Source organism: Pseudomonas sp. TMW 2.1634 (assembly GCF_001703595.1).
In the GTDB taxonomy this organism is placed as follows: Bacteria; Pseudomonadota; Gammaproteobacteria; order Pseudomonadales; family Pseudomonadaceae; genus Aquipseudomonas; species Aquipseudomonas fragi.
The window spans coordinates 5,416,627-5,436,003 of the sequence record NZ_CP016849.1 but is presented as its reverse complement, the minus strand read 5'-3'; the positions used below and the strand labels follow the sequence as shown (position 1 = coordinate 5,436,003).

General features: G+C 59.6%; 17 protein-coding genes. 11 read left to right on the top strand and 6 right to left on the bottom strand.

The window, feature by feature from the left end:
• Positions 1–157 precede the first annotated feature (157 nt).
• Complete coding sequence (locus tag BFC21_RS25930; RefSeq protein WP_120266659.1) at positions 158–1,600, top strand: mannose-1-phosphate guanylyltransferase/mannose-6-phosphate isomerase; 1,443 nt, start codon at positions 158–160, stop codon at positions 1,598–1,600.
• A 111-nt stretch (positions 1,601–1,711) separates the two neighbouring features.
• On the opposite strand, the gene glp is transcribed toward BFC21_RS25930, so the two are convergent.
• On the bottom strand, positions 1,712–2,938 hold the full coding sequence (gene glp, locus BFC21_RS25925; protein ID WP_120266658.1) for a gephyrin-like molybdotransferase Glp: 1,227 nt from the start codon (positions 2,936–2,938) through the stop codon (positions 1,712–1,714).
• The gene (gene moaB, locus BFC21_RS25920; RefSeq protein WP_088379306.1) at positions 2,922–3,461 is read right to left on the bottom strand and encodes a molybdenum cofactor biosynthesis protein B; all 540 of its coding nucleotides are present in this window, start codon (positions 3,459–3,461) and stop codon (positions 2,922–2,924) included. The genes glp and moaB overlap by 17 nt, the downstream gene beginning before the upstream one ends.
• A gap of 78 nt (positions 3,462–3,539) precedes the next feature.
• On the opposite strand from moaB, the gene mobA reads away from it, so the two are divergent.
• Both mobA and BFC21_RS25910 read left to right on the top strand, forming a co-directional pair.
• Entirely contained in the window at positions 3,540–4,109 is a 570-nt protein-coding gene (gene mobA / locus BFC21_RS25915; protein WP_120266657.1) for a molybdenum cofactor guanylyltransferase MobA, read from the top strand.
• Between the two features lie 104 nt (positions 4,110–4,213).
• Entirely contained in the window at positions 4,214–4,435 is a 222-nt protein-coding gene (locus BFC21_RS25910) for a YgdI/YgdR family lipoprotein (RefSeq protein WP_016780035.1), read from the top strand.
• A 49-nt stretch (positions 4,436–4,484) separates the two neighbouring features.
• Here the strand turns inward: BFC21_RS25910 and BFC21_RS25905 are convergent, their stop codons facing one another.
• Both BFC21_RS25905 and BFC21_RS25900 read right to left on the bottom strand, forming a co-directional pair.
• Complete coding sequence (locus BFC21_RS25905; protein WP_120266656.1) at positions 4,485–5,375, bottom strand: pseudouridine synthase; 891 nt, start codon at positions 5,373–5,375, stop codon at positions 4,485–4,487.
• Between the two features lie 42 nt (positions 5,376–5,417).
• The gene (locus BFC21_RS25900) at positions 5,418–5,654 is read right to left on the bottom strand and encodes a glutaredoxin family protein (protein ID WP_016780032.1); all 237 of its coding nucleotides are present in this window, start codon (positions 5,652–5,654) and stop codon (positions 5,418–5,420) included.
• A gap of 196 nt (positions 5,655–5,850) precedes the next feature.
• Here BFC21_RS25900 and BFC21_RS25895 point away from each other — a divergent pair, with 196 nt between their 5' ends.
• The 8 genes from BFC21_RS25895 (at position 5,851) to BFC21_RS25860 (ending at position 17,967) form a co-directional block, all read left to right on the top strand.
• Positions 5,851–7,584: a monovalent cation:proton antiporter-2 (CPA2) family protein gene (locus BFC21_RS25895; RefSeq protein WP_088379591.1), complete on the top strand. Its 1,734-nt coding sequence runs from the start codon at positions 5,851–5,853 to the stop codon at positions 7,582–7,584.
• Positions 7,585–7,726: 142 nt separating this feature from the next.
• Positions 7,727–8,041, top strand: a complete 315-nt coding sequence (locus BFC21_RS25890) for a YqjD family protein (RefSeq protein ID WP_088379304.1) — start codon at positions 7,727–7,729, stop codon at positions 8,039–8,041.
• Position 8,042: 1 nt separating this feature from the next.
• Positions 8,043–8,417, top strand: a complete 375-nt coding sequence (locus tag BFC21_RS25885) for a phage holin family protein (RefSeq protein ID WP_016780029.1) — start codon at positions 8,043–8,045, stop codon at positions 8,415–8,417.
• On the top strand, positions 8,414–8,752 hold the full coding sequence (locus BFC21_RS25880) for a hypothetical protein (RefSeq protein ID WP_088379303.1): 339 nt from the start codon (positions 8,414–8,416) through the stop codon (positions 8,750–8,752). The genes BFC21_RS25885 and BFC21_RS25880 overlap by 4 nt, the downstream gene beginning before the upstream one ends.
• A 187-nt stretch (positions 8,753–8,939) precedes the next feature.
• Positions 8,940–10,271: a deoxyguanosinetriphosphate triphosphohydrolase gene (locus BFC21_RS25875; RefSeq protein WP_088379302.1), complete on the top strand. Its 1,332-nt coding sequence runs from the start codon at positions 8,940–8,942 to the stop codon at positions 10,269–10,271.
• A gap of 385 nt (positions 10,272–10,656) precedes the next feature.
• On the top strand, positions 10,657–11,283 hold the full coding sequence (locus tag BFC21_RS25870; protein ID WP_095004232.1) for a response regulator transcription factor: 627 nt from the start codon (positions 10,657–10,659) through the stop codon (positions 11,281–11,283).
• An 8-nt stretch (positions 11,284–11,291) separates the two neighbouring features.
• Positions 11,292–14,915 (top strand): transporter substrate-binding domain-containing protein, encoded by a 3,624-nt coding sequence (locus BFC21_RS25865; protein ID WP_120266655.1) that lies wholly within the window; start codon positions 11,292–11,294, stop codon positions 14,913–14,915.
• A 97-nt stretch (positions 14,916–15,012) separates the two neighbouring features.
• Positions 15,013–17,967, top strand: coding sequence for an HD domain-containing phosphohydrolase (locus tag BFC21_RS25860; RefSeq protein WP_120266654.1), 2,955 nt, complete (start codon positions 15,013–15,015; stop codon positions 17,965–17,967).
• Between the two features lie 5 nt (positions 17,968–17,972).
• Here the strand turns inward: BFC21_RS25860 and BFC21_RS25855 are convergent, their stop codons facing one another.
• Both BFC21_RS25855 and BFC21_RS25850 read right to left on the bottom strand, forming a co-directional pair.
• On the bottom strand, positions 17,973–18,455 hold the full coding sequence (locus BFC21_RS25855; RefSeq protein WP_086796095.1) for a GAF domain-containing protein: 483 nt from the start codon (positions 18,453–18,455) through the stop codon (positions 17,973–17,975).
• Positions 18,448–19,377, bottom strand: coding sequence for an ATP-binding protein (locus tag BFC21_RS25850; RefSeq protein WP_371914966.1), 930 nt, complete (start codon positions 19,375–19,377; stop codon positions 18,448–18,450). Before BFC21_RS25850 ends, BFC21_RS25855 begins: the two co-directional genes overlap by 8 nt.

The window sequence follows — 19,377 nt, the reverse complement described above, 5'->3', positions numbered from 1 at the left end:
TTCCATCCCTCAACATAATCGGTCTGACTGCTTGGACAACAGCCAGGCCAGAAAGACCCATGCACGGATGATTTAACCTTCACGGGTCGATCAAAACCGCAGAACCCGTCAGACTTCAGCCCCTGACAGCAGTCCCATGATTCTAGAGGCGTTTTCCATGAGCACACTGGTCCCCTGCATCATCGCCGGTGGCGCGGGTACCCGGCTGTGGCCCGTGTCGCGCGAGGCCATGCCCAAGCCCTTTATGTGCCTGCCCGACGGCCAGAGCCTGCTGCAAAAGACCTTTACCCGCGCCGCGAGCCTGCCTGATGTGGCGCACTTGCTGACCGTGACCAACCGGGACGTGTTTTTCCGCACGCTCGACGATTACCGCCCGCTGAATACCCCTGTCATCGAGCTGGACTTTATCCTCGAGCCCTTTGGCCGCAACACCGCCCCGGCGATTGCCGCAGCTGCCTTGCAGGTGGCGCAGCGCTACGGCGGCGATGCGCAGTTGCTGGTGCTGCCCGCCGACCACCTGATCACAGACATTGCGGCCTTCACTCAGGCCGTCGACAGCGCCCGGCAACTGGCCGAACAGGGTTGGCTGGTGACCTTCGGTATCCTGCCAACCCGGGCCGAAACCGGTTTTGGCTACATCGAAAAAGGCCCGACACTTAACGCTGACAGCTTTAAAGTGTCGCAATTTGTAGAAAAGCCTGACGCCCTGACGGCCCAAGGCTACCTGGACGGCGGCCTGCATCTGTGGAACAGCGGCATGTTCTGCATGCGCGCCGACAGTGTGCTGCGAGAATTCAAGACCCATGCGCCCCAGGTACTGGATGCGGTGAATCACTGCCTGGCGCACAGTCAGATTTTTGAGGGCCAGCAGCAACGTCATCTCGAACTGGATAGCGCAAGCTTCGCCCGGGTGCCTGATATCTCCATCGACTACGCCGTGATGGAGCGCTCGCAACACGTGGCCGTGGTGCCTTGCCAGCTGGGCTGGAGTGATATCGGCTCATGGCAGGCGGTGCGCGAACTGACCCGGGCTGATGACAATGGCAACCAGTGTACGGGCGAAAACGTACTGCACGATGTGCATAACTGCTACATCGATTCGCCGAAACGTCTGGTGGGCGGGGTCGGACTCAACGACCTGATCATTATCGACACGCCGGATGCGCTGCTTGTAGCGGACGCCCGGCGCAGCCAGGACGTCAGGCACATCGCCCAAGCGCTCAAGCGCCAGGGCCACGATGCCTACCGCCTGCACCGCACCGTCACCCGCCCGTGGGGCACTTACACCGTGCTGGAGGAAGGCCCCGGGTTCAAGATCAAGCGCATCGTGGTCAAGCCCGGGGCCGCGCTGTCCTTGCAGGTACACCAGCGGCGCAGCGAGCACTGGATCGTGGTCAGCGGCGCCGCACAGGTCACCAATGGCGACCGTGATTTTAGGCTCGACACCAACGAATCGACCTTTATCCAGCCCGGCACTCCCCACCGGCTGGGCAACACCGGGGAGGCCGAGCTGGTCATGATCGAAGTGCAAAGCGGCGAGTATGTGGGCGAAGACGACATCGTGCGCCTGACTGATATCTATGGGCGCGTGCCGGTTTGAGTTCATTGGGGTGGGAGCGGGCTTGCTCGCGATGGGATCACCGCGATTGACCTGAAAGAGCGGGTCGCCTGCATCGCAGGCAAGCCAGCTCCCACAGATGGAGCAACAGTGCTAACCCAGCACTTCACTCAAGGGAATAAACCCCACCAGGTCGCCTTCAACCAGGGTGCGCTCTTCCAGCACTTCCACCAGCCCTTCGGCCCAGGCCGCGCTGCGCAGCACGCCCGAACTCTGGTTTTTGTAGATCACCGCCCGCCCCTGCTCCAGGCGCCCGCGCAAGTACTCGCGGCGATTGCCCGGCTTGGGCCAGACAAAACCGGCAGGCACCTGGAATTTCAGCGGCGCCACCGCCTGCACGCCCTGACGGCGCAGCAGGTAAGGCCGTGCCAGCAACGCGAACGTCACCAGGGTCGACGCCGGATTGCCCGGCAAGCCGATCACCGGCACACCGCGAAAATGCCCGCAGGTCAGGGGCTTGCCCGGTTTGATGGCGAGTTTCCACAGCGCCAGCTCGCCTTCCTCACGCAGCGCGATACCCAAAAAGTCCGCCTCGCCCACCGACACCCCGCCCGTGGACAAAATCAGGTCAACCGCCCCCAACGCCCCCAGCCGTTGACGGGTCGCGGGCAAGTCATCAGGCAAGATTCCCCCGTCGACCACCTCACACCCCATGCGCGCCAACCAGCTGCACAGCAACACCCGGTTGCTGTTGTAGATTTGCCCCGGCCCCAGCGGTTGTCCGGGCTCGATCAACTCATCGCCGGTCGACAATACCGCCACCTTGACCCGCCGAATCACCTGCAGTTCGGCACAGCCCAAGGACGCCGCCAGGCCCTGCTCAATCGGCCCCAGGCGCGTGCCCGCAGGCAAGACGACCTCACCAACGGTAGTTTCCTGCCCTTGGGGACGAATGTTCTGACCTGCGTGTAGGGGGTGGGTAAACACCACACGCCCGTCGGCCTGCACCTCGGCGTTTTCCTGCATTTCAACGCAGTCCGCCCCGGCAGGGACGGGGGCGCCGGTAAAAATCCTGGCACAGGTACCCGGTGCCAGCGGCTCGGGGGCCGTGCCAGCGAAAATACGCTGGCTGACCGTTAACGGCTCCCCCGACCAATCGGCCAGATTTAGGGCGTAACCGTCCATTGCACTGTTGGGCCAGGGCGGCAGATCAAGGCTGGACACCAGATCATGGGCCAGTACACGGCCATCACTTGCCCCCACTGGCACCGTTTCAATGGCACGGATCGGCGCCGCTTCAGCAAGAGCCAGCAGACGCTCCAGGGCCTCTTCAACCGGCATCAGCGCGCCACTGCGGCCCGGCTTACCCACGGCTGTCACAGGCCGCTGCCTGCTTCAAATGAGCGACGAAGTTACACGGGCGATGGCGGGAGTCGAGTTGCTCGGCCAATATCCCGTCCCAACCGGTGCGTACCGCGTTGGTCGAACCCGGCAGGCAGCACACCAGCGTACCGTTGGCCAGGCCGGCCAGGGCACGGGACTGCACGGTCGAGGTGCCAATATCAGCCACTGATATCTGCCGGAACAGTTCGCCAAAGCCATCCACCTGCTTGTCCAGCAGGCAGCTCACCGCTTCAGGTGTGCTGTCGCGTGCGGTAAAGCCGGTGCCGCCGGTGATCAGCACCACTTGCACCGTATCGTCGGCGATCCAGGTAGCGACCTGGGCGCGGATTTTATACAGGTCATCCTTGAGCAACACCCGTGCCGCCAGGGTGTGCCCGGCATCACGCAGACGGTCGACAAAGACCTGGCCCGAGGTATCGGTTTCCAGGGTTCGGGTGTCACTGACGGTCAGAACGGCGATATTCAGAGGTACGAAAGGTGCGTCAACCTTGGCTTTCATAGACGAGGTCCAGTTGTAGGAGAAACAGCCCGGTGTTATATCACAGCCCTTCTTTTGCCTGGTTGCACGGAGTGCCTCATGAGCCTGATTCAATGCTCCATCTTGTTGCTGGCGGGCGGCCGCGGCCAGCGCATGGGCGGGCAGGACAAGGGCCTGGTGACCTGGCAGGGCCAGCCGCTGATTGCGTACGCCCAGCGCGCCGCCCGCCCGCTGACCGATGACCTGATCATTTCGTGCAACCGCAATCACGATCAGTACGCCCGCTTCGCCGACCAACTGGTCAGTGATGGCAATGATGACTTCGCCGGGCCGCTGGCAGGGATCCGTGCGGGGCTGGCCGCAGCCCGCCATCCGCACCTGCTGGTGTTGCCCTGTGATGTGCCCAACATTGACCGTGATTTGCTCGCTGCCCTGCTGGCCGCGACCAACGAACACCCCGATCAGCCGTTAATGGTGCGCCACGGCGAGCACTGGGAACCGTTGCTGTGCGTGATCCCCACAGCCCTGAAAGACGCGTTCGACACCGCCTGGCAGGCCGGCGAACGCAGCCCGCGCAAAATCATGCTCCAGCTCAATGCACGGGCCTGGCAATGCGCCGAAAATGACCCTCGGCTAACCAATTTCAATACCCCGGACTTGCTGAAATAATCCGCGCCAGTGTCTGCCCGGGACTAGCAATGGAACTTGCAGACGATGTATACGTCTCAAGGACAGTAATCATTAACAGCACATTCACTTGTTGGAGATACACCATGACTCACCGGACTCTCGCCGCCCTGATGCTCGCTGCTGGCATGGCCGCCCTTGCCGGCTGCTCCTCGCCTTCGGTGATCACACTCAACGACGGTCGCGAAATCCAGACAGTTGACGCGCCAAAATACGATGACAATTCTGGCTTCTACCAGTTCAAGCAACTGGACGGTAAAGAAACCCGCATCAACAAAGACCAGATTCGTACCGTTAAAGAGCTGTAATCCCGCTCTCTGGTCTTAAAACAAAACCCGCCTTGTGCGGGTTTTGTTTTTACCAGCCCAAAGAAAGCCGGCTCTCGAAAAAACGCTCCTGCCCCGTCACCGGATCCACAAAACGCAAGCTCTGGGCCAACAGCTTCAGCGGGTTGGCATAGTCATCCACGGCGTCCCTGATCACCTCAGGGTAGAACGGGTCATTGCAAATCCCTGCCCCCAACGCCGCCATGTGTACCCGTAGCTGATGCTTTTTCCCGGTGACGGGGTACAGCGCATAACGCCACAACTCACCGTTTTTCTCGCACACGTCGACCCGCGTTTCGGTATTGCTGGCGCCTGACCCTTCTTTCATGCGGAAAAACGGCTCGCCTTCCACCAGCCGGCTTTTATGCACCCGCGGCAGCTCAAGCTCAGGCAGGGCACGAGCGATAGCCTCGTAGCGCTTTTCGATCTTGCGCGTGGGAAACAGCGACTGGTACGCCGAACGAGTGTCCGGATTGGCAGAAAACAGCACCAGGCCCGCCGTATGCCGGTCGATACGATGCAGGGGCACCAGATGGGGGTTGCCCAGGGTGCGGATCAGGCGGCGCAACAGTGTTTGCTCGACATATTCGCCGCCGGGGGTCACTGGCAGAAAATGCGGCTTGTCAGCCACCACCAGATGCTCATCGGCATACAGGATGGTTTCCTGCACCGGGATGGGCGTTTCATTGGGCACTTCGCGAAAGTAATGAATGCGCAGGCCTTCCCTGTACGCCAGCTGCGCGCTGATCGGCGCGCCGTCGGCGTCCAGCACCCGGCCACGGGCGATACGGTCGAGCCACTGCTCGCGGCTGATGGCACTGAAGTGTTCACTCAGACAGTCGAGCACCGTCGGCCACTTGCCTGGCGGCAGGTGCAAGGTACTGGCTTGGTGCTCGGCGGCGATGAAAGGCTGGGACGACATAAAGGAACTCGAGCGGAATATGCAGCCGGTGATTATGCAGGTTTATCCGAGGAAATTGACCACCTGAGCAGTATCAAACGGCCAGCCCAGTTCCTGGCCTGTGTCGACCCTGCGCAGTACCGGAATAAGCAAACCGTAGCGCTCAAACAACCCATCGCTGTCGGCAATATCGACCAGCTCGACCATCAGCCCGTGTTCCACCAAAGGCATCAGCATCGCCTCGGCCAACTCACACAGGTGACACCCCAGGGTGCCGAACAATTGGCATTCGGGAGGCATAAATAACGACCTGAGAACTAAAGCCTTTATTTTAAGAGCCTGGCCCGCTGACGTCGACCCGCAGCCGGACGAATGATTTGCCATTACCATCGCTCTATTGCGCTGCTTGCGACTACGCTTGACCCACATCAGCGACAGCCTTTCGCTATTGCTGGATGCTCGCGACTTTTTTCTCGACCTGCCAAGGAAGCCTTTTGTGTTTGCCAACCTGTTAATCATCCTTGCCTCGTCACTGGTGGTCATCGCCCTGTTCCGGCGCCTGAAACTGCCGCCGGTGCTGGGTTATCTGTGTGTCGGCCTGTTCGTTGGCCCCACCGCCCTGGACTGGATCAACGACAGCCCCGACCTGCCGGACCTGGCCGAGCTTGGGGTGGTATTTTTGCTGTTTTCCCTGGGGCTGGAGTTCTCACTGCCAAAAATGCTCAAGCTGCGCCGGGTGGTGTTTGGCCTGGGCAGCCTGCAAGTGCTGTGTTCAGCCCTGGCCCTGGGCGGCCTGTTGTACGCCTTTGGCATGAGCCTTAACGGCGCCTTCCTGCTGGGTGCCGGGCTCGCCCTGTCATCCACGGCGATCGTGAGTAAAGAGCTGACCAGCCTGGGGGAAATCTTCAGTCGTCACGGTCAGAATGCTATCGGCGTACTGCTGTTTCAGGACGTGGTTGCGGTACTACTGCTGACCCTGGTGCCGGTGTTCGCCGGCAGCAGCGACCAGGCCTGGTATTGGGCCTTGCCGGTGACCTTGGGCAAGACTGTGATCCTGTTTTTGGGGCTGCTGTTTGCCAGCCGCTTCCTGCTGCCGCGCCTGTTTCACGAAGTGGCCGCGTCGCGTTCGGCCGAGCTGTTCGTGTTGCTGGCGCTGGTGATCGTACTGCTCACCGCCTGGCTCACCCACCTGCTGGGCCTGTCCCCCGCGCTGGGGGCCTTCCTGGCTGGCATGCTGCTGGGTGAAAGCCACTATCGGCATCAGATTGAAGCCGATATCCGCCCCTTCCGGGACATCCTGCTGGGGCTGTTTTTTGTCAGCATCGGCATGTTGATCGACCTGCAGCTTTTCGTTCACCACGGCTTCCTGATCCTGGGGCTGACCCTGGCCCTGATGCTGATCAAGGGCGCCGTGGTCGCACTACTGGTCAAGTTGCGTGGCAGCGACGGAGAAACCGCCTGGCGCAGCGGCCTGGCCCTGGCCCAGGGCGGTGAGTTCTGCTTTGCCCTGATGGCACAAATGCAGAGCAATTCGCTGATCCCGGCGGATATGGCGGCCTACCTGCTGGCCGCCACGTTCTGCTCGATGCTGCTGACCCCCCTGCTGCTGCGCGCCGCGCCACTGATCGCCGCCAGCCTGCACCGTCAATCCTATGAAGAGGCAGAGCTGGAAGAGATCGCCACTCAAAACGCGGAACTCCAGGGGCATGTGGTGATGTGCGGCTATGGCCGCGTGGGCCAGTCCATCGGCCGTTTCCTGCGCAGCGAACACAAGGACTTTGTCGCGCTGGACTACGACCCCGACCGCATTGAGGAAGCCGCAAAAGCGGATAGCTGCGTACACTACGGCGACGCCCGTCGCGGCGACCTGCTGCGCGCTGTAGGCCTGGATCGTGCGCAACTGCTGGTAATTGCCGTGGACAACACCGAGGTGGCCATGAGCGTGCTCAAGGAAGCCCGCCTGATTACCCTCGAAGTGCCCATTCTGGTCAGGACCCGCGATGACAGCCAACTCACCGAGCTCAAGGCCGCAGGCGCCACCGAGGTGGTGCCGGAATTACTCGAGTCGAGCCTTATGCTCGCCTCCCATGCCCTGATCTTGCTGGGCCTGTCAGAAAAAACCGTGCAGCGCCGGGTTGATCAGGTGCGCCATGACCGCTATCACTTGCTCGAAGGCTGTTTTGAAAGCGAAGACGCACTGGACGCTGCAATCCCCCGCGAAAACGACTGATTTAAGGTAAGGTTTTGCCTTGGCAAACCTAAAACAGCCCTGGCATTGCCTGACTAAAAGCGTGAGCAATGCCAGGGAAACGAGTGAACCTTCGCCGAAGGCCTACACTCGAACGATTATCAAGCCACTAATGGAGTGAATCATGGCCCGTAAAACAGCAAAGAATGCTCAAGAAATTCTGATGGCCGATTTCCAGACGCTGGTACTCGACGCCGAAAGACTGCTGGAACACACCGCGTCCCTGGCCGGCGACCAGGCTGAAGAACTGCGCGCCCAGATCAAGGACAGCCTGTTCAAAGCCCGCGCAACCCTGGAAGACACCAAGGAATCGTTGAAGGACCGCAGCCAGGCCGCCGTGGTGGCCACCGAAGATTATGTGCAGGCAAACCCCTGGCAGTCCGTGGGCATCGCGGCGGGTGTCGGCTTTGTTCTGGGCCTGCTGGCAACACGGCGCTGATATGACAGACGAATCCGGCTCCCCCCGTTCCTCACCGCGGCGCCTGGGTGCCGCGTTCCTGGGTCTGTTGCACAGCCATGTCGAATTGCTGGGCATTGAACTGCAAGAGCAGAAGGCACGCACCGTCAGCCTGTTGTTGTTTGCCGGGCTGGCACTGGTGTTCGCCCTGTTGCTGCTGATCGGCCTATCGGCGCTGGTGATGATCCTGCTCTGGGACAGCTACCGCATCCCGGGCCTTATCGGGCTGTGTGTGTTTTATACGCTGGCCGCCGTGTTCTGCGGGCTGCGTCTCAAGGCCGCGATCTTCGATGAGTCCTCACCTTTCAACGCCACGCTTGAAGAGCTGGCCAAAGACCGCGAGCGTTTGTTGCCATGAGCCTGCCTGAACTGCCGCAAAACGCATCACGCCAGGAGTTGCGCAAAACCCTGATTCGCCTGCGCATGGAAATGCACCGCCAGGAGATTCGTCATGAATCGCAACAGTTGCTGCAACCCCTGCAAAAAATGCGCGGGATGACCAGCAACTGGCAAGAAACCCTGGGGATCAAGCACGCGCCGTTGTGGGGCGTGGGGATTGTCACCCTGCTCGGATTCCTCACGGGCAGAGGCGCCAAAAGCAGGAATACCGAGGGTACGTCCCGCTGGATCGGACTGACCACCGGGCTGATACCGCTGATCAAGATGGTCATCCAGGCCACGCGCAAGCCCTGAGCAGGCCCCCATCTGTGGGAGCGGGCTTGCTCGCGATGGCATCGACGCGGTTTGACTGAAACACCGCGCCGCCTGCATCGCGAGCAAGCCCGCTCCCACAATATGGCGCTCCTGATCATGCCGCCACTTGCGTCATCCGCCATGAAGCGAGAAGCTGGGTAATCAGTCACTAACGGAGCATTGCGCCTTGGATTGGCAAACCCTGCTTAACCGCGAACGCCTCGGCAAACCTCACCACAGCCCGGAAGAACTCGGGCGCAGCCCTTTTCACAAAGACCACGACCGCATCATTTTCTCGGGCGCCTTTCGCCGCCTGGGGCGCAAGACCCAGGTCCACCCGGTCAACAGCAACGATCATATCCATACCCGCCTCACCCACTCGCTCGAAGTCAGTTGCGTCGGCCGCTCCCTGGGCATGCGCGTGGGCGAAACGATCCGCAGTGCCCTGCCCGAATGGTGCGACCCCGCCGACCTGGGCATGGTGGTGCAATCGGCCTGCCTGGCCCATGACATTGGCAACCCGCCCTTTGGCCACTCCGGCGAGGACGCCATTCGCAACTGGTTCGAGCAGGCCGCCAAGCGCGGCTGGTTGGATGACATGAGCGATGTCGAGCGTAACGACTTCTTGAGCTTTGAAGGCAATGCACAGGGTTTTCGGGTGCTGACGCAGCTGGAGTACCACCAGTTCGACGGTGGCACGCGCCTGACCCACGCCACCCTGGGCACCTTCCTCAAATACCCGTGGACCGCGCGGCATGCCGACTCGCTGGGTTACAAGAAGCACAAGTTCGGCTGCTACCAGAGCGAGTTGCACCTGCTTGAAGGCATCGCCCACAAGCTGGGCCTGCCGCAGCTGGAAGAGCAGCGCTGGGCGCGTCACCCGCTGGTCTACCTGATGGAGGCAGCCGATGACATTTGCTACGCGCTGATCGACCTGGAAGACGGCCTGGAAATGGACCTGCTGCAGTACAGCGAGGTCGAGTCGCTGCTGTTGAACCTGGTGGGCGATGATTTGCCCGAGACTTATCGCCTGCTGGGCCCCAATGACTCCCGGCGGCGCAAACTGGCCATACTGCGTGGCAAGGCCATCGAGCACCTAACCAATGCGGCGGCCAGGGCCTTTGTGGAGCAACAGGAAGCGCTGCTGGCAGGCACCTTGCCGGGTGATCTGGTCGAACATATGCACGGCCCGGCCAAACGCTGCGTGCTGGACGCCAAAGACATGGCACGCCAGAGGATCTTTCAGGACAAGCGCAAAACCCTGCATGAAATCGGTGCCTATACGTCCCTGGAAATCCTCCTCAATGCCTTTTGTGGCGCAGCGCTGGAGCAACACGGCGGGCGCACCCCATCGTTCAAGAACCGCCGCATCCTCGACTTGCTGGGCAACAATGCCCCGGATCCGGACTGGCCATTGCATCGCTCGTTTATGCGCATTATCGACTTTATCGCCGGCATGACCGACAGCTATGCCACGGAAATGGCAAAAGCCATGACCGGGCACTCCACCCCCATTTGATGGCCCCGCCCCGCCCTTGCACAAAAGGGCGGGCACAGGCCCGGGTGCCCTGTTTGGCATTGCACCCCAAGCCGCTTTTTCAAGCATACCTGTCGAGCAACATACACACCGTAAAAAGCCACACGCAAAGTAGAAAAAAAGAACAAAACTGTAGGACCATTCTCAATATAATTGACAACAACAAACCAAAACGACTCTTTGCATTAAACATCCGTTCAATTACCCGACAACTCCGGACACACCACTCAAATAATTCGTAAGTTCACGCCTTATTTAACGTAGGAATATTCCCATACTACGTTTGTAGGCGACCTGATTCGTGCCCCCGCACTTACATCTGAGCTAAGGTGCGCTCTTTCTATACAGCACATTATGGGGAGCCAATATGAACAGCGTTTTTATTGTCGACGATCACCCGGTTATCCGCCTGGCCATTCGCATGTTGTTAGAACATGAAGGCTATGAAATAGTCGGGGAAACTGACAACGGCGTCGATGCCATGCAAATGATCCGTGAATGCGTGCCCGATTTGATCATTCTCGATATCAGCATTCCAAAACTCGATGGCCTGGAAGTCCTGTCGCGCTTCAATTCGATGAATTCAACCCTCAAAACCCTGGTCCTAACCGCCCAGTCGCCCAAGCTCTTCGCCATGCGCTGCATGCAGTCAGGTGCTGCCGGCTATGTGTGCAAACAGGAAGAGCTCAGCGAACTTGTGAGTGCAATAAAAGCTGTATTTTCTGGCTACAATTACTTTCCCAGCCAGGCATTGACGCCTGAAAAAAATGAAAGCGACAACTTTTCCGAAATCGAGCTATTCAAACAAGTTAATGACCGCGAGCTCATGGTCCTCAAGCTCTTCGCGCAAGGCAAAACAAACAAGGAAATCGCTGCCGGCATGTTTTTGAGCAACAAGACCGTGAGCACTTACAAAAAACGGCTCATGCAAAAACTAAAAGCCCACTCATTGGTTGAACTTATCGAAATGGCCAAACGTAACGGCCTGGTGTGAGAAACAGAATGCCCACGCGGTTAAACAAGTATTTATCACTGCTCAGCGCTTTAGTGCTGTGCACTTGCGTGTCCGCCGAGCCCGCCCGCACTGAAACCCTTTCATTGCTCAGCCGCTCGGCCAGCTCTGGCGTGGAAGTGGCGCTGGATAACGCGCAGCGTTACTGGCTGGAGCACAAGCGCGAGCTTCGGGTGGGTACTTCAACTGCCGATTACCCGCCCTTCGACATGACCGACAGCGGTCAGGACTACGAAGGGCTCACCGCCGATTACGTCGGCATTCTGGCCAAAAGCCTCGGCGTATCAATAAAAGTCGAGCGCTTTGCATCCAGAGACGCTGCCATCAAGGCACTTGAAGAGGGCCAGATCGACCTGCTCGGTACGTCCAATGGGTTTGAAGCCGCCAACCGCAACCTGCTGCTGTCTGCGCCATACGCCATCGACCAGCCCGTACTGGTGACCCGCGAGGGCGAAACCCGGTCACTCTCACAAGGCCTTGAAGGCTTGCGCCTGAGCATGGTTTACCACTACCTGCCCCTGGATGAGATCAAGGCGCTCTACCCCAAGGCCATTATTCAGTCATATCCGTCCTATCAAAACGCACTCAATGCCGTGGCTTTCGATCAGGCGGATGTATTCCTGGGGGACACGGTCTCAACCCATTACATGATCAACAAGGGCTATCTGAAAAACATCAAGATGGCCAACTTTGGCAGACACGAAGCCCACGGCTTCAGCTTTGCCGTACGCCATGACAACGCGCAACTGCTCGCTATCATCAACGCCACGCTCAACGCCGTACCCGACAGCGAGCAGGAACGCATCGCCAAGCGCTGGAGCGCGGGCAGTGACATGTTGCTCTCCGATAACAAGCTGCAATTGACCGCGCGCGAAGAACAATGGCTGGCCCAGCACCCGGTGGTCAGAGTCGTGGTCAGCGAAACCCTGGCACCGCTAACCTTCTTTGACGCCCACGGCAACTTCAGAGGCATCACCGCAGACCTGCTGGAAATGATCCGCCTGCGCACCGGCCTGCGCTTCGAGATACAGCGCGCGCACGGCCTCAATACCATGATACAGAGGGTCAAGCAGGGCGAAGCCGACATTATCTCGGCCATCAGCCCGACCGCTTCGCGAGAGACCACCTTGCAGTTCACTCGCCCTTACCTGGTCAACTCGTTTGTCCTGCTCACGGCCAAGGGGCACCAGGCACCTGCAAGCCTCGAACAACTGGCGGGCAAGAAACTGGCCTTGAGCCAGGGCAACCCCCTGACCGACTACCTGCGCAGCCACTACCCCCGGATAACACTGGTCGAAACAGAGAGTATTTACCGCGCAACAGAGTTACTGGCAGAGGGTGAAGTACAAGGCGCCGTCAATACCCTGGTGATTGCCAACTACTTGCTCGCCTCGCAAATGTTTCGGGACCGTTTGCAAATCAGCGCCACCCTCGGCACCCAGCCTGCAACCTTTGCCCTCGCCACTGCCCGGGATGCCACCGAGTTGAACTCAATCCTCAACAAGGCCCTGCTGAGCATTGCGCCGGATGAACTGGGCATCATCAACAGCCGCTGGCGCGGCTATGCCCCGGCATCCGACAGCTACTGGCGCAACTACCATCGCCTGATTTACCAGATCATCATCGGTACCGGCCTGTTGCTGTTGCTGTCCCTGGTGTGGAATGCCTACATGCGCCGCCAGATCCGCCATCGAAAAATGGCCGAGCGGGCCCTCAGCGATCAATTTGAATTCATGCGGGCAATGGTCAATGGCACGCCTCATCCCATTTATGTCCGTGATCGCGAAGGTATTCTGAAAACCTGCAATGACAGCTACCTGCAAGCCTTTTCAGCCCGGCGTGAAGACGTCATTGGCAAAACGGTGATGCAGGCCTGCGGCTTGCTGAGCAATGAGTGCGAAGCACACGATTATCAGGCCGACTACTTGCGCGTCATGGCTGAGGGCACCCCGCTGGTCCTGGATCGCCCGCTCAATATCGGCGGTAAAACCTTCACCATCTATCACTGGATCCTGCCCTTCCGCGACTCTCTGGGCGAGGTCCAGGGCATTATCGGAGGCTGGATTGACATCAGTGAACGGCGCCACCTTATGGACGAACTGCGCGCCGCCAAAGAACTGGCCGACGACGCCAACCGCGCCAAAAGCACCTTTCTGGCCACCATGAGCCATGAAATCCGTACACCGATGAATGCCGTGATCGGTTTGCTGGAACTCACCCTCAAGCGCGCCGACCAGGGGCACCTCGACCGCCCCTCCATTGAGGTGGCCTACCACTCGGCCAAGGACCTGCTGGAATTGATCGGCGATATTCTCGATATTGCCCGGATCGAATCAGGCCGCCTTAACCTGTCTCCGGAGCGCGTCAACCTGCGCAACCTGGCCCATTCGGTGATCAGGGTGTTTGACGGCCTGGCCAGGCAAAAAAACCTCACGCTCTCCCTGCGCTTCCATGCCCGGGGCGATGCGCCCGATGTGCTGATCGACCCGCTGCGTTTCAAGCAAATCCTGACCAACCTGGTGAGCAATGCGATCAAGTTCACCCGCCAGGGCCAGGTCACCCTGGCGATCAACCTTTTGCCTGCCAGCACCCCCGACCACACCGAGCTGCAACTGAGTGTCCAGGACACAGGCATCGGTATCAGTGATCGCGATCAGGCCCGTCTGTTTGAGCCCTTCGCCCAGGCCGAAAACAGCGGGCAACTGGCCCTCAGCGGTGCAGGTCTTGGCCTGCTGATCTGCCGCAGCCTGTGCGAAATGATGGGGGGCACGCTGGAACTGAGCAGCCAGGTAAACGTGGGCACCCTGGTTGAGATAAAGCTCAGGCTGCCCACCTTGCCGCCCTGCCTGAGCAGCGCCGCGCATGAACCGGTAATCAACCCTGCGGCGCACCGCTTGAACGTGCTGGTGGTAGACGATCATCCCGCCAATCGATTGCTGATGTGCCAGCAACTGGGGTATCTGGGGCATCGTTTCACCACGGAACACGATGGCGCTGTCGGCTTCAAAACCTGGAAAGAAGGCACATTCGACCTGGTCATTGCCGACTGCAACATGCCCGTCATGAACGGTTATGACCTCACCAGGGCCATACGCCAGTACGAGCAGGCGTCGCAGCAACGGCCATGCACCGTGCTGGGCTTTACTGCCAACGCCCAGCCTGAGGAGCGCCAGCGCTGCGCAATGGCCGGGATGGACGACTGCCTGTTCAAACCCATCAGCCTGACCCTGCTCAGCCAGCACCTGGCAGCCCTGGTACCGCTCGACACTGGCAACGAGGCCTTCAACCTGGAATCCCTCAACGCGCTTTCAGGCGGTGATAACGAACGCAAGCAACGCTTGCTGGAAGAGCTGCTGCGCAGCAATGGCCAGGATCTCAAGGCCCTGATGCACCTGCCCGACAACGGCGACCTGAAGCCATTTGCCGATATTGCTCACCGGATCAAAGGCGCGGCCCGCATCGTCGGTGCCGCGCATCTGATCAAGCACTGCGAAATACTGGAGCACGCCAGCCCGTCCAACCTCATCCAGGCGCGCAATGACGTACAAGCCGCCATGCAGGCCCTGGAGCAGGTATTGGCCCGCCAACTTCAAAAGTTGGCCAGCGGCACCTGAGCGCCAACCGCAAAACCGGCCAATGGCTGAGCAGGTTGGCCCGGTTTCACTATGCTTAAAGGCATCGGCAGGTGAACCAATCGCGGAGTAACTGCTCATGCGCAATGTTGCGCAATCCCGGAAGCGCCAACTGCCGCTGCATGTTCACATTAGTGCGATGTTTACATGTTTGTTGCTCCTGCTGGGCCTGGTGCTGGGTGTGTTCAACTACCAGCAAACCACCCAGGTCATTCTCACCAGCAGCCAGAAACTGTTCGGTTACCTGGAGCAGGATGTTCAACGCGACCTGCTCGACGCCTACCAACCCATCAGGCATGCCCTGAACCTGTTGACCCTCAGCCCTGCCGCCGTGACCGACCAGCCCGAGCGGCGAAGGGGGCTGCTGCTGCCTTTCGTGCAAACACTTGAAGACAACCACAGTTTGTCAGCCCTGTATCTGGGGGATGACAACGGCAACCTCTTTCTCGTCAGGCCGTTGCGCAACGAGGCCATCAGGCTCCAGCTCCAGGCCCCAGACCAAGCCCGCTACGAAGTCTGGTCGATAACCCGCTCGGCACGACAAGGTGGCGTTGAGTCAAAAAAAGTGTACCTGGATGCGGCCCTGACCGAGCTGGCACAGCGAACTATTGCCAATGAAACCTATGACCCCCGCAGCCGAAAATGGTTTATCCCGGCACATGCCGAGCACGATCAAACCACCACTAACCCTTATCTGTTTTTTTCCACCCACGAAGTTGGCACAACACTGGCCAAACGCAGCGCTGGCAACACGGTGCTAGGTGCCGACGTGACCCTGTCGCAACTGTCCGCCACCCTGGCTGCGCATCAGATAACACCCAGCACGCAAGTCGTGTTGTACGGCGCCGATGACCGCGCCATCGCTTACCCGGACTTCAGCAAGCTGCTCACCGCGCAAGACCCGGAAAACCTGCCAAAAATCGCGGAATTGAACCCGGCCCTGGGCTACCTGGTCAGCCAGGGCCCAGACGTCCAGCAGCGTCTGTACGATGGCCAGCGCCAATGGGTCGTGACACGGTTCAACGTCGAGGATGGCGGGACCAATGCCTTGCAATTGGCCATGATGGTGCCGGAAGACGAATTGCTGGCCGATGCCTATCGGCTCAGATGGCAGGGTGCCCTGGTGACACTGGCGGCCCTGCTGCTGTGCCTGCCGATGGGCTGGGTGACCTCGCGCTTGCTGGTCAAGCCCTTGCAGGCGCTGGTCCGCGAAGCCGATGCCATTCGGCGGTTCGATTTCAACTACCCCCTGAAGCAGAAATCGATCGTGCTTGAAATCGACCAGTTGGAGGGGTCGATGTCACGCATGAAAGAAACCCTCGCCAGTTTTTTTGAAATCACCTCCAGCCTCTCGGCCCACACCCGTTTTGAGCCATTGCTGCAGTCGGTTTTGCTGGAAACGATCAAGATTGCCCAGGCACAGGCCGGCCTGATCTACCTGACACAAAACGACAGCCGCCAACTGGAGTTGAAGGGACTGATCATCAATGGCCAGCCCCAGGACCTGACCCCCCAACTGCAGCCGGATATAGACCCAGACAGCAGCGACAATCCGTCGTGGCTACAAGGCTTGTTCCAGGGCCATGACAGCGTCGCCCATTCGCTCAGCCTTGAGCAGGCGGGGGATTTGCAGCCAATCATGGCGCAACTGGGCAGCCAGAGTATCCACCTGATCGGTATTCGCCTGCACAACCGCCACGGCGAAACCGTGGGCATTTTGCTGCTGGTGTTGAACGACAGCGGTTCCAGTGACGACCAGGACCACTTGCGGGCTGATCGCATCGCCTTTATCCAGGCCGTCTCCGGCACCGCGGCTGTATCGATCGAAAGCCAGCGCCTGCAAGCACGTCAGAAGCATCTGCTGGATGCCCTGATTCAACTGCTGGCGGGCGCCATCGACGCCAAAAGCCCCTATACCGCCAGCCATTGCCAACGGGTGCCGACCCTCACCCTGATGCTGGCCCAGGCAGCGGCCGCCAGCCAGCAGCCCGAATTCGAGCAGTACAACCCCTCGCAAGAACAGTGGGAAGCCCTGCGCATCGCGGCCTGGCTACATGACTGCGGCAAAGTCACAACGCCCGAATATGTGGTCGACAAAGCCACCAAGCTTGAAACCCTGTACGACCGCATCCACGAAATCCGCACCCGCTTTGAAGTGCTCAAGCGCGATACCTGGGTCGACTACTGGCAAGCTCGCGCCCGGGGTGGCGATGATGCGCAATTGAGTGAACGGCGCGAAGCCAGCCTGGCGGCGCTGGACCAGGACTTCGCCTTTGTCGCGCAATGCAACCTGGGCGGCGAGGCCATGCAGGAGGCCGACCTTGAGCGTTTGAACACCATTGCCCGGCGTACCTGGAAGCGAACGCTGGATGATCGGCTGGGGGTGTCCTGGGAAGAGAACAAGCGCCAGTCAACCCGTGAGGAGCACGACCTGCCGGTGACCGAACAGCTGCTGGCCGACAAGCCCGAGCACCTGTTCCTTCGCCCTGAAGCCGACCTGATTGACCCTGAAAACCCCTGGGGCTTCAAGCTCGAGGTGCCACCGTACAAGTTCAACCGGGGTGAACTGTATAACCTGAGCACCCGGCGCGGCACCTTGACCAACGAGGAACGCTACATCATCAACAACCACATCGTGCAGACCATCCTGATGCTCAGCAGCCTGCCCCTGCCCGCCTACTTGAGCAACATTGCCGAAATCGCCGGCGGGCATCACGAAAAAATGGACGGGACCGGCTATCCGAAACGCCTGAAACGCGAAGAGATGAGCCTGGAGTCACGGATGATGGCGATTGCCGATATTTTCGAGGCATTAACCGCCTCGGACCGCCCCTATAAACGCAGCAAGACGTTAAGCGAAGCCCTGAGCATCATGGCCACCATGTGCCACGATGCACATATTGACCCACAACTGTTCGCGCTATTTATGCGCGAACAGGTGTTTATGCAGTATGCCCGGCAGTTTCTCGACCCGGAACAAATCGACCCGGTCGATATCGACGCCCTGATGCTCAAGGCCGGGCTAAGCGGCTAGCGGCCTCAGCACTCGCTCAAACGCAAGAAGATCGCAGCCAGGGCTTCAATGCCCTGCTGGTCCTGCTCGCTGAAGCGCCCGATGCTCGGGCTGTCCAGATCCAGCACGCCAATCAGGCGGCCATCCTTGATCAAGGGCACCACCAACTCGCTGTTGGAAGCACTGTCACACGCAATATGCCCGGCAAATGCATGCACATCTTCAACCCGCTGGGTCTGCCGGCTCGCCGCCGCAGCCCCGCACACGCCCCGCCCGAACGGGATACGAACACAGGCAATCTGCCCCTGAAACGGGCCCAGTACCAGTTCTTCATTGCGGTTGAGGTAGAAACCGGCCCAGTTCAGATCATCAAGCTGGTGATACAAAAACGCCGAGAACTGTGCAGCATTGGCAATAAAGTCACGCTCATCTGCCAACAACGACTCCAGCTGAGCCTGCAACAGGGTGTAGCCGTTCAGGCCTGCACCTGTGGCGTTCAAATCAATCATTCACTTGCTCCAACAATTTCAAACCCACCCAATAACGCGCGAACTGATAGGCGCAACGGCCGTTGCGGTTGCCACGCCCGGTCGCCCAGCGCACGGCCAGAATATCCAGTGCCTCGTCGCGTTGCCACTGCAAACCGGCTTTGCGGGCCAATACCTCGATCCAGTGCTCGACCACACTCAAAAAATGATCCTGGGTAAAGGGATAGAATGACAGCCACAGGCCAAAACGGTCAGACAAGGCGATCTTGTCTTCCACGGCCTCATTGGGGTGCAACTCACCGTCAACGTTCTTCCAGTTCTCGTTGTCGCTTTCCTTTTCCGGCACCAGGTGCCGACGGTTCGAGGTGGCGTAGAGCAGCACGTTATCCGGCGCTTGCTCCAGCGAGCCATCCAGCACACTTTTCAGCACCCGGTAATCACTCTCGCCAGCTTCAAACGACAGGTCATCGCAAAACAGCACAAAGCGCTGGGGCAAGCCCTGCAACTGCTCAACCACGCGCGGCAGGTCGGCCAGGTGATCGCGTTCGATCTCGATCAGACGCAGCCCCGCATGGCCATACTCGGCCAGCAAGGCACGAATGATTGAAGACTTGCCGGTGCCTCGCGAGCCCCAGAGCAGGGCGTGGTTAGCAGGCAATCCATCGAGAAACTGTTTGGTGTTGCGCCCCAACTGGTCACGCTGGTTATCCACCCCGATCAAGTCCGAAAGGCGCATTTCAAGGCTGACGTGCAACGGCATCAGATAGCCTGAGCGACCTTCACGCTGCCACCTGGCTGCCAGGCACTGGTCCCACTCGATCGATTCGCGCTGCGCCGGCAGCAAAGGTTCAAGACGTGCAAGGACCGCTTCGGCCCGTTCCAGAAAGGCATCCAGTTTAGAATTCACAACATTTCCTCGGACTGATACACAATGATGGCACAT